This window comes from Virgibacillus halodenitrificans, from assembly GCF_001878675.1.
Classification (GTDB): Bacteria; Bacillota; Bacilli; order Bacillales; family Amphibacillaceae; genus Virgibacillus_Q; species Virgibacillus_Q halodenitrificans.
Genome location: NZ_CP017962.1, coordinates 115,980 through 129,992 on the forward strand (window position 1 = coordinate 115,980; position 14,013 = coordinate 129,992).

A 14,013-nucleotide genomic window follows, 5' to 3' on the forward strand; every position below is an offset into this window, starting at 1 on the left:
AGGAGGAATAGTTATATGATGTTTGGACGTTTTACTGAACGAGCTCAAAAAGTATTAGCTTTATCACAGGAAGAAGCTGTCAGGCTTCACCACAATAATATAGGAACAGAGCATATCCTTTTAGGGCTTGTAAGAGAAGGGGATGGCATTGCTGCAAAGGCGCTTCAATCTTTGGGGCTGGAAGTGTCACAGATTCAAGAAGAAGTGGAAAAATTAATTGGTGTTGGCAAACAGCCAATGCAATCCATTCACTATACACCGAGAGCAAAAAAGGTAGTAGAACTATCTCAGGATGAAGCAAGAAAGTTGGGGCATTCTTATGTTGGCACAGAGCATATTCTCTTAGGATTAATTCGTGAGGGAGAAGGCGTTGCTGCCAGAGTGCTAAACAATTTGGGTGTAAGCTTGAATAAAGCGAGACAGCAGGTGCTACAGTTATTAGGAAGTAATGAGTCTCAAGCAGGAAGACAGGGACGTGGCCAGCAGTCTAATGCCAGTACGCCTACATTAGATTCTTTGGCTAGAGACTTAACAGAAAGCGCCAAGGAAGGCAAAATTGATCCTGTAATTGGACGTAGCAAAGAGATCGAGAGAGTCATTCAAGTACTAAGCCGCCGTACGAAAAATAATCCTGTATTAATTGGAGAACCTGGAGTGGGTAAAACTGCTGTTGCGGAAGGTTTGGCACATCAGGTAATTAATAACGAGGTTCCAGAAACGTTAAGAGATAAACGTGTAATGACATTGGATATGGGAACTGTAGTTGCAGGCACCAAATACCGTGGGGAATTTGAAGATCGTTTGAAAAAAGTAATGGAAGAAATTCGCCAGGCCGGGAATGTTATTCTATTTATTGATGAGCTGCATACATTAATTGGAGCAGGAGGCGCTGAAGGAGCTATTGATGCATCAAATATATTAAAACCTTCACTTGCCCGTGGTGAGTTGCAGTGTATAGGTGCAACTACGATGGATGAATATCGGAAATATATTGAAAAGGACGCTGCGTTGGAGCGTAGATTTCAGCCAATTCAAGTTGATGAACCAACATTGGAGGAAACTGTACAAATACTTAATGGATTGCGTGACAGATATGAAGCCCACCATCGGGTTACTATTACCGATGAAGCAATTGAAGCTGCTGCAAGTCTATCGGACCGTTATATAACAGATCGTTTTTTACCAGATAAAGCAATTGATCTTATTGATGAGGCTGGCTCAAAAGTACGTTTACGTTCTTATACCATTCCACCTAATTTAAAAGAACTTGAGAAAAAGCTAGAGGAAGTTCGCAAAGAAAAGGATGCAGCTGTACAAAGCCAAGAATTTGAAAAAGCTGCTTCTTTACGCGATTCCGAGCAACGACTTCGTGAAGAACTAGAAGATACTAAAAACAAATGGAAAGAAAAACAAGGCCAGACAGACACGGAAGTAACGATGGAGGATATCGCAAGTGTTGTATCCATCTGGACAGGTGTACCGGTTGCTAAACTTACAAAGGATGAAAGTAATCGTCTTCTAAATCTGGAAGAAACATTGCATAGCCGTGTTATTGGTCAGGAAGAGGCAGTTAATGCGGTGTCTAAGGCAATTCGAAGAGCCCGTGCAGGATTAAAAGATCCTAAGCGACCAATCGGTTCATTTATTTTCCTAGGACCTACTGGTGTTGGTAAAACAGAACTTGCGAGAGCATTGGCCGAAGCAATGTTTGCAGATGAGGACGCCATGATCCGCATCGATATGTCTGAGTACATGGAAAAACATTCTACCTCCAGACTAGTCGGGTCACCTCCAGGTTATGTTGGATATGAGGAAGGTGGACAGCTTACAGAAAAGGTGCGCAGAAAGCCTTATTCAGTGGTTCTTCTTGATGAAGTAGAGAAGGCACATCCTGAAGTGTTTAATATACTATTACAAGTATTGGAAGACGGGCGTCTGACAGATTCAAAGGGACGACTAGTGGATTTCCGTAATACGGTTCTTATCATGACCTCAAACGTCGGAGCAAGTGAGTTGAAGCGTAACAAATATGTTGGTTTTAACTTAGGAGAAGAAAATCAGGATTATAAAGATATGAAGGCAAAGGTTACGGAAGAAATGAAAAAGGCTTTTCGCCCTGAATTTCTAAACCGTATTGATGAAATGATTGTCTTCCATTCTCTTGAGAAAAAACATATGAAAGATATTGTAACGCTTATGGTTAAACAATTACAAGATCGGTTAAAGGAACAGGATATCGAGCTTTCTTTAACAGATAAAACCATTGAGAAAATTGCCAATGAAGGATTTGATCCAGAGTATGGCGCACGTCCGTTACGCAGATCAATTCAGAAGAACATTGAAGATTTATTATCTGAAGAACTATTAAAAGAGAACATTGCTATTGGACAGAAAGTGAAAATAGGCTTAAATAACAAAGGTGAATATACTATACTATCCTAAACCTAGGATATGGACTATAGTTGTAAAAAGGCTAGAGGTATTATACTTCTAGCTTTTTTACTCATTAAATAGGTTTTATTTTGGGGCTATAAAATATATGTTAGGGTTATGCAATAATTCGTAAGACGGATAAACTCCGAATTAACTATTGTTGTTTAGAGTAAGAAAAACAACTTTTTTGATGGAAAGCTCAGTGAAATATTTGAGGAGGAATGCCCCATTGATTTCCGTAGCGGTGTTATTTAGCTAGTTTGTGTTAACTGGAAAATAAGCTTTCTCTAGTTCGTACTTTCCCCCTACTATAAATGTACAAGGTAACGTTTGTGCCTGGACATTTACGATTGGACCTGATTTTTAAAGTAAAGCATGAAAAGTAATGATAATCTGAATGAGTGAAGATAAACAGTATTAAATGTGGCAGCGGTATGGAATTTTTTTTATAAATTGATAGATTGCTGTAACTTTATGGTTATATTTTTCGTATACAATAGATAGTGAAGGAGTAGAGTCTGTTGGCAAAAAGAAAAACAAAGTATGTATGTCAAGAATGTGGTTATGAATCAGCTAAATGGATGGGGAAATGTCCGGGATGTAACAACTGGAATACGTTGGTGGAAGAAGTTGCAGCAACTGGCGGGCGAGGTAACCATACATTCAATGTTGGTGGAAAACCTGCAGGGAAACCAGAAAGTATTACTTCCATTGAATCACAAAAGGAACCGAGAATTACTACGACCATGAAGGAATTTAACCGGGTGCTTGGGGGCGGAATTGTTCTGGGCTCTCTTGTATTAATTGGTGGGGACCCTGGGATTGGGAAATCTACCTTGCTACTTCAGATTTCTTCCCAATTGGCAGAGAAGCAATTACCAGTTCTTTATATATCGGGCGAGGAATCTACAAGACAAACAAAGCTACGTGCCGATCGGTTAGGAATTAAGGCTGATCAGCTATATGTCCTTGCTGAAACGAACTTATTTGATATCGCTAAGCAGATTGAAGAAGTAAAGCCTTCTCTAGTTGTTGTCGATTCGATCCAAACAGTTTATCGAGAAGAGGTAACAAGCGCGCCAGGAAGTGTTTCACAAGTTCGAGAATCTACAAGTGAATTGATGAAAATAGCGAAAACAAACGGAATACCAATTTTTATTGTCGGTCATGTTACAAAGGAGGGCGCAATTGCTGGCCCGCGCTTATTGGAACATATGGTGGATGCAGTCCTATATTTTGAAGGAGAGCGGCACCATACCTACCGTATCCTGAGGGGAGTAAAGAATCGTTTCGGAAGTACAAACGAAATGGGAATTTTTGAAATGAAAGAGGAAGGTCTTCGTGAAGTAATGAATCCTTCTGAAATTTTTCTGGAGGAAAGATCTCAAGGAGCTGCTGGCTCTACCGTTGTAGCTTCTATGGAAGGAACGAGACCTGTGTTGGTAGAAATTCAGGCTTTAATTTCTCCTTCCGCGTTTGGTAATCCAAGAAGGATGGCTACTGGCATTGATAATAATCGCGTCCCTTTATTAATGGCTGTACTGGAAAAAAGAGTAGGGCTTATGCTGCAAAATCAGGATGCATATATAAAAGTAGCTGGCGGAGTTAAATTAGATGAGCCGGCTATTGACTTGGCAGTAGCAGTGAGTATTGCTTCAAGCTTTAGGGATCAACCTACGAATCCTGAAGATATATTCGTTGGTGAAGTAGGATTAACAGGTGAAATAAGAAGAGTATCCCGAATTGAACAACGTGTTCAAGAAGCTGCAAAACTAGGATTTAAACGTGTGATATGCCCAAAGAATAATCTTGAAGGCTGGACGATACCGAAGAATATTGAAGTAGTTGGTGTTAGTACGGTGCAGGAAGCACTGGATATAGGTGTGAGCAGATAGCATTTCTATTGATATGAATATTCAGATGTGATAGAATATAAGATTTTATTTATTGAGCATGTTGCCCATGTATGCTATGATGAAACAAATTATAAAAGAAGCTGCATGTTGTTAGGTAAGACTTTTTCTTGCGTTGAGAATTATTATTTTTTACGGGAAAATGCAATAGGTTTCATAATTGTTTCTTTCGTAGGATTATTTTTTACTGAAAAAGGTAATAATATAAGCTAGGAGGTGACAGTGGTGCTAAGAAAGATTGTTCATTTATTCTTTATTATTTTGGGCGGTACCATTGGGTATTTATATATACCGGATATTATTAATTTATTAGATTTTACAGACGCACGATGGGCCACATCCCCATATTTAGGAACAGCTGTTGGTGCAATTATATTTTTTATCGTATCCTATTGGCTGGCAGGGTATATTGTAGGTTTCTTGAAGTGGGTTGAGGATGCTTTGATTAAGTTACCCGCTGGAGATTTATTTTTTGGTAGTATTGGATTAATTGTAGGTCTTGTTATTGCTTATTTTATTAATCGACCACTGCAGGATATAAATATTGAGGTCATATCTCAGGTTATACCGCTATTTATCATGATACTATTAGGTTATTTAGGATTCCAGGTAGGCTTCAGACGTAGAGAAGAGTTTATTAATCTGATGAATATAAATAAAAAGGATCGGGATAAAAAGAAAGTCACAGAAGTGGACAATGAGGACGTATCTCTTCCAAAACCTAAAATTCTCGATACAAGTGTAATTATTGACGGGCGAGTAGCGGACATATGTCAAACGAATTTCTTGGAAGGTACGATTGTAATCCCGCAATTTGTACTAGGTGAATTACAGCATATTGCTGATTCTTCGGATGTTTTAAAGCGGAACAGAGGAAGAAGAGGACTGGATGTTCTGAATCGTATTCAAAAAGAATTGCCTGTAAAGGTAGAAATCTATGAAGGCGATTTTGAGGAAATTCAGGAAGTAGACAGTAAGCTGATAAAACTGGCAAAAGTAATGAATGGTATTGTAGTTACAAATGATTTTAATTTAAACAAAGTCTGTGATCTGCAGGGTGTTGCTGTACTAAATATCAATGATCTTGCTAATGCAGTTAAGCCGGTAGTTCTTCCAGGAGAAGAGTTAGTTGTCCAGGTTATTAAAGATGGTAAAGAGCAAAACCAAGGTATTGCTTATTTGGACGATGGAACAATGATTGTTGTCGAAGAAGGCAGAGATTACATTGGCAAAACTATAGAAGTTTTAATTACAAGTGTGCTTCAGACTTCTGCAGGCAGAATGATCTTTGCCAAACCAAAATTACTTGAAAAAGCACAGTAAAAAGGGTATAACTAATAAAGTGATAACAGAAATTGTTATCACTTTTTGTTATACTTAATGAAGGATTATAATAAAGGTTATACCCTGTCTGTTGTGGTAGTAAGGATAAACAAATCAGGCAACGTGAAGGAACTATGTAGATAGTTGAAGTAGAACCTAATTAAAGATAAAATTAAAGCAGATTATGGAAAGGGGTAACATCATGACAGAGGAAGTTCGTGTACGCTATGCACCAAGCCCAACTGGTCATTTGCATATAGGAAATGCTCGTACAGCATTATTCAATTACCTATATGCTAAGCATTTTGATGGTAAATTTATTATTCGAATTGAGGATACAGACGATAAGCGCAACGTAGCTGGTGGTGAAGAAAGCCAGCTTATGTTCTTAAAGTGGCTTGGTATTGAATGGGATGAAGGTGCAGATATCGGTGGAGATTATGGACCATATCGCCAAATGGAAAGGCTTGATTTATATAACAAGTATGTGGATCAGCTTCTTGAAAGAGGATTAGCTTATAAATGTTATATGACAGAAGAAGAGTTGGAGGCAGAGCGTGAGGAGCAACGTGCAAAAGGACAAGTCCCTAAGTACTCCGGAGCTCATGCTAATCTTACAGCTGAAGAAATCGATCAATTTGAAAAAGAAGGAAGAAAGCCAAGCATTCGTATGCGTGTGCCAGCAAACCAAACATATACCTTCCATGATTTGGTGCGTGGGAATATAACATTTGAATCCAGTGACTTCGGTGATTGGGTAATTGTAAAGAAAAATGGTATTCCAACATATAACTTTGCTGTAGCAATTGATGACTATTTAATGAAGATTACGCACGTTCTACGTGGGGAAGAGCATATTTCCAATACACCGAAACAAATGATGGTCTACGATGCGTTTGGTTGGACTGCTCCTACCTTTGGACATATGACTTTAATTCTAAACGAAGAGCGTAAAAAATTAAGTAAACGCGATCAGCATATACTGCAATTTATTGAGCAATACCGTAACTTAGGTTATTTACCTGAAGCATTGTTCAATTTCATCACTTTATTAGGCTGGTCACCTGTAGGCGAAGAAGAAATCTTTGATAAAGAAACGTTGATCAAGATTTTTGACCCTGAGCGCTTGTCAACTTCTGCTGCAATCTTTGACCGTCATAAATTGAAGTGGATGAACAATGAATATATAAAAGCTGCTGATTTAAGTACGGTTATTGACCTGGCTATGCCTCACCTTATTGAAGCAGGTAAATTACCTGAAAATATGAGTGATGAGGAAAGAGAATGGGCGGAGAAAGTCATTTCTCTATACCGTGAACAACTGCGTTATGGCGCAGAGATTGTCGAACTAACAGAGCTATTCTTCAATGAAGAAATAAATTATGATGAAGGTGCGATGGATGTACTTCAAGAGGAGCAGGTTCCGGAAGTCTTGCAGGTGTTCGCAGATAAACTTATTCATTTGGACGACTTCACAGCTGCCTCCATTAAGTCTCAAATCAAAGCAACACAGAAAGAGACAGGACATCGCGGAAAGAAACTATTTATGCCGATCAGGGTTGCTACTACTGGCCAAACGCATGGTCCGGAGCTGCCGATGGCAATAGAGCTATTAGGTAAGAAAGTGATTTTGGCCCGTCTTGATAAAGTTTTAAAACAATTGGGAGCATAATTATTCACACCTAAACTAAAATAGTATATAGTATTAATAAAATATGGAACGAAGATGAGGGAAAGTAAAATTCGAATAGCTTATTCAGAGAGAATCACCTAGGCTGAGAGTGATTTTAAGCATCGATTTTGAAGTGCTCCTCAGAGTCCGTTATGGAAAAGTAAAGTACATAACGGCGGCAGGCTCTCCCGTTATGAGAGTAAGAGTTGGGAGAGTTCTCCAAACAGAGTGGGACCGCGCAAAAGCGTCTCTGTGTATATGCACAGAGGCGCTTTTTTAGGTCCATAGAAAACGATAGAATTCACAAAATAAATACTGGGAAAAACTTGGTATTATAATTTATGGTTGTTCCAAAAAAAGCGCTTTTTCCAACAAGATCTTATAAATTTTTGTGTAAGGAATTCCCTTAAGCTTTTTTAAACTAATTATGGGGAGGTTGATAAGATGGGATTTATTAAGCGAATGAAGGAAGATATGGATGTAGTATTTGAACAGGATCCAGCTGCGCGAACATATATAGAAGTTTTTCTAACCTATTCAGGGCTACATGCGGTCTGGTCACACCGTCTTGCTCATGCTTTTTATAAAAGAAAGTTATTCTTTATCGCTCGAGTTATTTCGCAAATAAGCCGTTTTTTTACCGGGATTGAAATCCACCCTGGCGCTAAGATAGGGCGAAGGCTGTTCATTGATCATGGAATGGGAGTTGTCATTGGGGAAACATGCGAGATTGGTGATAATGTTACCATTTTCCAAGGGGTGACTTTGGGAGGAACCGGTAAGGAAAAAGGAAAAAGACACCCTACAGTGAAGGATAATGCTTTAATTGCCACAGGAGCTAAGGTGCTTGGGTCTATCACCATTGGCGAAAACTCCAAAGTTGGTGGCGGTTCTGTTGTGTTGAAAGATGTACCGGATCATTCAACTGTAGTAGGTATCCCAGGAAGGGTAGTAATACAAAACGGAGAAAAAATCAGAAGGGATTTGGATCATCATAAAATGCCGGATCCTGTAGAGGAACGATGTAACAATCTGCAAAACGAGATTGATTTATTGAAGCAGGAAATAAACAAATTGAAGGAGGGCAACCGTCATGCCGATACAAATTTATAATACATTGAAAAGGCAGAAGGAAGAGTTTAAACCATTAAAAGAAGGGCATGTCAGCATGTATGTGTGCGGACCAACGGTATATAACTATATTCATATCGGGAATGCCAGACCTGCTATTGTATTTGATACCGTGAGAAGATATTTTGAGTATAAAGGGTTCCATGTTGATTATGTGCTAAATTTCACGGATGTAGACGATAAAATTATTAAAGCAGCAAAAGAATTAGAGGAAGAAGTACCTGCGGTTGCAGAAAGATTTATTGATGCTTACCTGGAAGATGTAGGAGCACTAGGGGTGAAGCAAGCAACACATAATCCACGAGTAATGGAAACGATGGAGGATATTATCCAATTCATTGATGCATTGGTTCAAAAAGGCTTTGCCTATGCAGTCGAAGGCGACGTTTATTTTAAACCTCGAGCTTTTGAGGGTTATGGTAAATTGTCCCATCAATCTGTTGACGAATTGCGTTCAGGAGCGAGAATTCAGGTTGGGGAGAAAAAGGAAGACCCGCTCGATTTTGCTTTGTGGAAAAAAGCGAAGGATGGAGAAATAGCATGGGATTCTCCATGGGGAGAAGGTCGTCCGGGTTGGCATATTGAGTGCTCGGCAATGGTTAAGAAGTATCTTGGTGACACAATTGATATCCATGCAGGTGGCCAGGATCTTACTTTCCCTCACCATGAGAACGAAATTGCTCAGTCGGAAGCAATGACAGGGAAATCCTTTGCAAGATATTGGATGCATAATGGGTATATTAATATTGAAAACGAGAAGATGTCTAAGTCACTAGGGAATTTTGTGTTGACGAGAGACCTAATTAATCAGTATAACCCTCAGGTGTTACGTTTCTTCATGCTAAGTGTGCATTATCGCCATCCGATTAACTTTTCAGCGGAGTTACTTGAAAGTGCGGAGAATAGCCTGGAAAGAATTAAGACAGCATATTCCAATTTAGAGCACAGGAAAAATTCCAGTATGGACTTAGTAAGTAACCAGAAACAGGAAGATTGGTTGAACAAAATCGAGGAGCTGAAGAAGCGATTTGAGGAAGAAATGGATGATGACTTTAACACTGCTAATGCGATTTCTGTAATCTTTGACATTACGAAAGAAGCTAATGTTTACTTACAAGAAAGTCAAACCTCTACTAAAATCATCGAGGCTTTTCAGGAATCCATACGTGATTTGATGAATGTATTAGGGGTAACTGTCGAAGAAGAAGCGGATTTGCTTGATGAAGACATTGAAGCATTAATAGCAGAAAGAAATGAAGCGAGAAAAACTCGTGATTTCGCTAGAGCAGACGAAATAAGAGATATGTTGAAGGAAAAAGGAATTATGTTGGAAGATACTGCCCAAGGGGTACGCTGGAGAAGGGGCTAATCATGAAACAGGATGTTAAACAGATGAAGAGTTTGGCACTTGCCTATATGGGAGATGCTATCTATGAAGTTTATATAAGAGAGCATCTTCTTAAAGAGGGCCAGGTGAAACCTCAGCAGCTCCACAAACAGGCAATACAATTTGTATCTGGGAAGGCCCAGGCTCAAGTGGTGTTATACTGGTTGGAAAACGGTACGCTCTCTGAAGAAGAAGAGCGGGTAGTTGCTAGAGGGAGAAACGCCAAATCCGGCTCCATACCTAAGAATATAAGTGTACAGACATATCGTTACAGTACCGCATTTGAAGCGCTGCTTGGGTATCATTATCTTTTGAATAATCAAGACAGGTTAAATGAATTGATGGAAAAGGCGGTACTTTTTTTAGAAGGGAGGAACGATTAAGATGGATCAGGAAATAATTGTTGGTAAAAATCCGGTAATTGAAGCGTTGAAGTCCGGGCGCTCGGTAAATAAGGTTCTTCTTTCAGAACAATTAAACGCCGGTGCGCAAGGGAAATTAATTAGTCTAAGCAAATCAGCTGGGACAGTGGTACAGAAAGTGCCTCGGAATAGATTGGATCAGCTCTCAAAGGAAAATCATCAGGGAGTAATTGCGTATGTTGCTTCTTATCAATATGCTTCTTTAGAGGATCTATTTCAAAATGCAGCTGATAAAGAAGAAGAACCGTTTTTTATTATTTTGGATGAATTGGAAGATCCACATAACTTAGGCTCCATCTTACGTACAGCGGATGCCACAGGGGCCCATGGAGTGATTATTCCAAAACACCGTTCGGTTGGTCTGACAGCTACTGTGGCAAAGACATCTGCTGGAGCAATAGAACATATTCCTGTTGCCCGTGTAACTAATATTGCAAATACGATAGATGAATTGAAGGAAAGAAATGTTTGGATTGTTGGAACAGAAGCGGACGCAACAGAGGACTACCGCAAACTTGATGGTGCATTACCAATTGGTTTGGTAATAGGAAATGAAGGAAAAGGGATGAGTAGACTTGTTCACAAAAAATGTGACTGGACAGTTAGCCTGCCTATGCGAGGAAAGGTTTCTTCCTTAAATGCTTCTGTTGCATGCAGTCTATTACTTTATGAAGTATATCGAAAAAGGTTCGCAATTGGTGATAAGTAATGTTTATTTTAGTGGTAGATGGCTATAACATTATCGGAGCATGGGAAGAGTTGCAACGATTAAAAGAAGTAGATATTGGACAAGCCAGAGACAGACTGATAGAACGAATGGCAGAATATCAAGCATATTCAGGTTATCGGGTAATTGTGGTCTTCGATGCTTACTATGTTAAGGGAATAGCAAGTAAGCAGGAGGCTTATAAAGTAGAGATTATCTACACTAAAGAGAAAGAGACCGCAGATGAATGTATTGAAAAGCTTGTTAAAAAGTTAAAAAATGTCCAAACACAGGTATATGTTGCCACTTCCGATTTTGCAGAGCAACGTACCATTTTTGGGCGTGGTGCATTAAGGAAATCTGCAAGAGAACTGTACATTGAGTTAAAAAATATCGAAAAAGAAATCGAGGAAAGTATTGACTCGCATAAAAATATTAAAGCAAAGGCAAAGATTCCTTTGGATGATAGGATACTGGAAAAGTTTGAAAAGTGGCGCAGAGGGGATTTATAATGCTACCCAAAAGTAAGATAAACCCCTCTGTAAATGGGGGAAAGCTTTTATCCAGATATTGACTATAGTGAAGCGCTTACTGTATAATGACTTTTATAATGACTGCACGTTAGTCAGGAGGTCATTCTGAGTGAATGTCGATCAGCTGGACATAGACGATAGCAAATTAGGTATACTGGATGATAATGAGGTAATCGCTTTAGTGCAACAGGGTAACAGTCGTGCCCTGGATTTTCTTATAAATAAATATAAAAACTTCGTTCGTGCAAAAGCGCGAACGTACTTTCTTATTGGTGCAGATAGAGAGGATATTATTCAAGAGGGAATGATCGGTCTGTATAAAGCGATACGTGATTATGATGGAGAGAAATTATCGTCCTTTAAAGGTTTTGCAGAGCTTTGTGTCACCAGACAGATTATAACAGCAATAAAAACAGCGACTCGTCAAAAACATCTGCCGCTTAATTCCTATGTATCTTTGGACAAGCCAATATATGACGAAGAATCTGATCGAACGCTTCTGGATGTAATAGCGGGATCAAAAGCAATTGACCCACAGGAATTACTAGTGAACAGAGAGAAGTTTGGAGATTTAGAAACTAAATTATCTGAATTATTAAGCGAGTTGGAAAAGCAGGTGCTCCATTTATATTTAGATGGCCAAACCTACCAAGAAATCTCAGTGGAGTTGAAAAGGCATGTAAAATCAATAGACAATGCACTTCAACGTGTTAAGCGTAAATTGGAACAATTGATGGAGGCCAGTAAAAACTCTTAATGGCAAGCGTTGACACTTTTTTCTAACCATGCTACATTTATACTAGCAGGCTGAAAACGACACGTTTTAGATAAATTATAGATTCCCAGGCTTTGGGGTGAGAAAGATGAGTAAAAAAGTAACATTAGCATGTTCGCTATGTTCAAATAGAAACTATACGACATCGAAGAATGTATCCACACAACCTACAAGATTGGAAGTACAGAAATATTGTAAGAGATGTGGTAAGCATACGTTGCATCGTGAGACAAAATAGAGACTGGATTTTACGTAGAGTTTGGGGGTACAAGCATGTTTAAATTTCTTAAAAATGTATCGAGAGAAATGAAAAAGGTAAGCTGGCCCAAGGGTAAAGAATTAACAAGCTATACAATAACTGTTATTGCTACAGTAGCCTTTGTTGCAGTATTTTTCTTTTTAATTGATTTAGGAATCTCGCAATTATTAAACTTACTTTAATGATATTAGTTGAATAATAATATTATATTTATGCTATAATGGTTAATAATATTTCAATTTGAAAACCCGGTAAACGGGTTTTTTAAATTGCAAAAAAACATTGCTAAGCATTAATAATAAATTGCTGGAAAGCATTATTCCATATAAAGGGAGGGAAGGGCAAATAAATTGTCCTGGACAAATGGAGAAAAATTGGTATGTTGTTCATACGTATTCCGGATATGAAAATAAGGTAAAAATGAACTTGGAAAAGCGGGTAGAGACGATGGGCATGGAGGATAAAATTTTTCGTGTGATTGTTCCCGAAGATGAAGAGACAGAAATAAAGAACGGTAAAAAGAAGGTCTCTAAAAAGAAGTTTTTCCCAGGCTATGTATTAACTGAAATGATTATGACTGATGACTCTTGGTATGTTGTGCGGAACACGCCTGGAGTAACAGGCTTTATCGGTTCAAGTGGTGGTGGAACAAAGCCGACACCGTTATGGCCTGAAGAGGCAGAAGCTGTGTTAAAACGTATGGGCGTAACAGAAGCTGCTGTACAAGTAGACTTTGAAGTGAAAGAAAGCGTTAAGGTGACAGATGGGCCGTTTACAGACTTTACTGGCACGATTGAACACATAGATATTGATAAACAAAAAGTAAAAGTTCATGTAAATATGTTCGGCAGAGAGACTCCAGTGGAGTTGGACTTCTCTCAAATAGAAAAGCTATCCTAATTCTTTGATAAGTCCCTCCCAACTTGAGAGGGGCTTTTATTATTAGAGTGAATAATTATTTTGTTCTATTGCAAATGTTAAGGTACATATGCCACCTCGAATAATTTTACTGTTTCATAGTAGGAGGAAACTGCGACGTAACTTTATTGATGAAAAGCTCAGTGAAATATTTGAGGAGAATTGCCCCATTGATTTCCGTTGCATGCGGACGCTTTCCGCCGGCATGGCTTCAGCCGCTTCCTCCGCTACGCTCCGTTTAGTGTCTTCAGCTCATGCTATTCCGGCAGGAGTCGCGGGCCAACAGGACGTTGGTCATGCAATCGTTGCCACAAATGTTTTCGGTGGGACGAGGAAACGCAGTCCCAGGACGTGGCGTTCTTAGATTGCCGCATTCCACTCCAATCAATTCGTCCATAGCATATTCTGGATCTATGTGAACGCAATTTTTCTTCGTAGATATAAATGTACATAGTAGCGAAGGGGAAATATGGAGACTCCTCGAAAATGAAAATACACATTTTCTTCGTGCAATGCCTTGCTGACGAAGCTTTCCTTGTCC

General features: G+C 39.0%; 13 protein-coding genes and 1 other annotated feature. All 13 genes read left to right on the forward strand.

Annotated elements, in window-relative coordinates; genetic code table 11:
* The first annotated feature begins 15 nt into the window (after positions 1 to 15).
* The 13 genes from clpC (at position 16) to nusG (ending at position 13,454) form a co-directional block, all read left to right on the forward strand.
* Positions 16 to 2,442, forward strand: a complete 2,427-nt coding sequence (clpC, locus tag BME96_RS00595; RefSeq protein ID WP_019378984.1) for an ATP-dependent protease ATP-binding subunit ClpC — start codon at positions 16 to 18, stop codon at positions 2,440 to 2,442.
* Positions 2,443 to 2,954: 512 nt separating this feature from the next.
* Positions 2,955 to 4,328, forward strand: coding sequence for a DNA repair protein RadA (gene radA, locus BME96_RS00600; protein WP_019375559.1), 1,374 nt, complete (start codon positions 2,955 to 2,957; stop codon positions 4,326 to 4,328).
* A gap of 243 nt (positions 4,329 to 4,571) precedes the next feature.
* Positions 4,572 to 5,669, forward strand: coding sequence for a PIN/TRAM domain-containing protein (locus BME96_RS00605; protein ID WP_019375558.1), 1,098 nt, complete (start codon positions 4,572 to 4,574; stop codon positions 5,667 to 5,669).
* Positions 5,670 to 5,871: 202 nt separating this feature from the next.
* Complete coding sequence (gene gltX, locus BME96_RS00610) at positions 5,872 to 7,341, forward strand: glutamate--tRNA ligase (protein WP_071648023.1); 1,470 nt, start codon at positions 5,872 to 5,874, stop codon at positions 7,339 to 7,341.
* A gap of 42 nt (positions 7,342 to 7,383) precedes the next feature.
* Positions 7,384 to 7,596: a binding site (T-box leader), on the forward strand.
* Between the two features lie 189 nt (positions 7,597 to 7,785).
* Positions 7,786 to 8,454 (forward strand): serine O-acetyltransferase, encoded by a 669-nt coding sequence (gene cysE / locus BME96_RS00615; protein WP_060681876.1) that lies wholly within the window; start codon positions 7,786 to 7,788, stop codon positions 8,452 to 8,454.
* Entirely contained in the window at positions 8,435 to 9,841 is a 1,407-nt protein-coding gene (gene cysS / locus BME96_RS00620; protein WP_071648024.1) for a cysteine--tRNA ligase, read from the forward strand. Before cysE ends, cysS begins: the two co-directional genes overlap by 20 nt.
* A gap of 2 nt (positions 9,842 to 9,843) precedes the next feature.
* Entirely contained in the window at positions 9,844 to 10,242 is a 399-nt protein-coding gene (locus tag BME96_RS00625) for a Mini-ribonuclease 3 (RefSeq protein WP_019375554.1), read from the forward strand.
* Between the two features lies 1 nt (position 10,243).
* Positions 10,244 to 10,990: a 23S rRNA (guanosine(2251)-2'-O)-methyltransferase RlmB gene (gene rlmB, locus BME96_RS00630; RefSeq protein WP_071648025.1), complete on the forward strand. Its 747-nt coding sequence runs from the start codon at positions 10,244 to 10,246 to the stop codon at positions 10,988 to 10,990.
* On the forward strand, positions 10,990 to 11,499 hold the full coding sequence (locus BME96_RS00635; protein WP_071648026.1) for an NYN domain-containing protein: 510 nt from the start codon (positions 10,990 to 10,992) through the stop codon (positions 11,497 to 11,499). The genes rlmB and BME96_RS00635 overlap by 1 nt, the downstream gene beginning before the upstream one ends.
* A 130-nt stretch (positions 11,500 to 11,629) precedes the next feature.
* Complete coding sequence (gene sigH / locus BME96_RS00640) at positions 11,630 to 12,277, forward strand: RNA polymerase sporulation sigma factor SigH (protein WP_071648027.1); 648 nt, start codon at positions 11,630 to 11,632, stop codon at positions 12,275 to 12,277.
* A 106-nt stretch (positions 12,278 to 12,383) separates the two neighbouring features.
* Complete coding sequence (gene rpmG / locus BME96_RS00645; protein WP_071648028.1) at positions 12,384 to 12,533, forward strand: 50S ribosomal protein L33; 150 nt, start codon at positions 12,384 to 12,386, stop codon at positions 12,531 to 12,533.
* A 35-nt stretch (positions 12,534 to 12,568) separates the two neighbouring features.
* Positions 12,569 to 12,736, forward strand: a complete 168-nt coding sequence (secE, locus tag BME96_RS00650; RefSeq protein WP_019375550.1) for a preprotein translocase subunit SecE — start codon at positions 12,569 to 12,571, stop codon at positions 12,734 to 12,736.
* Positions 12,737 to 12,917: 181 nt separating this feature from the next.
* Positions 12,918 to 13,454: a transcription termination/antitermination protein NusG gene (gene nusG, locus BME96_RS00655; RefSeq protein ID WP_019375549.1), complete on the forward strand. Its 537-nt coding sequence runs from the start codon at positions 12,918 to 12,920 to the stop codon at positions 13,452 to 13,454.
* The last annotated feature ends 559 nt before the right edge of the window (positions 13,455 to 14,013 follow it).

What these genes read in the sequence shown, in the direction of transcription:
- rlmB (WP_071648025.1), top strand. Translation starts at nt 10,244, where the DNA reads ATGGATCAGGAAATAATTGTTGGTAAAAATCCGGTAATTGAAGCGTTG.
- nusG (WP_019375549.1), top strand. Translation starts at nt 12,918, where the DNA reads ATGGAGAAAAATTGGTATGTTGTTCATACGTATTCCGGATATGAAAAT.
- secE (WP_019375550.1), top strand. Translation starts at nt 12,569, where the DNA reads ATGTTTAAATTTCTTAAAAATGTATCGAGAGAAATGAAAAAGGTAAGC.
- BME96_RS00635 (WP_071648026.1), top strand. Translation starts at nt 10,990, where the DNA reads ATGTTTATTTTAGTGGTAGATGGCTATAACATTATCGGAGCATGGGAA.
- BME96_RS00625 (WP_019375554.1), top strand. Translation starts at nt 9,844, where the DNA reads ATGAAACAGGATGTTAAACAGATGAAGAGTTTGGCACTTGCCTATATG.
- gltX (WP_071648023.1), top strand. Translation starts at nt 5,872, where the DNA reads ATGACAGAGGAAGTTCGTGTACGCTATGCACCAAGCCCAACTGGTCAT.
- rpmG (WP_071648028.1), top strand. Translation starts at nt 12,384, where the DNA reads ATGAGTAAAAAAGTAACATTAGCATGTTCGCTATGTTCAAATAGAAAC.
- cysS (WP_071648024.1), top strand. Translation starts at nt 8,435, where the DNA reads ATGCCGATACAAATTTATAATACATTGAAAAGGCAGAAGGAAGAGTTT.
- cysE (WP_060681876.1), top strand. Translation starts at nt 7,786, where the DNA reads ATGGGATTTATTAAGCGAATGAAGGAAGATATGGATGTAGTATTTGAA.
- clpC (WP_019378984.1), top strand. Translation starts at nt 16, where the DNA reads ATGATGTTTGGACGTTTTACTGAACGAGCTCAAAAAGTATTAGCTTTA.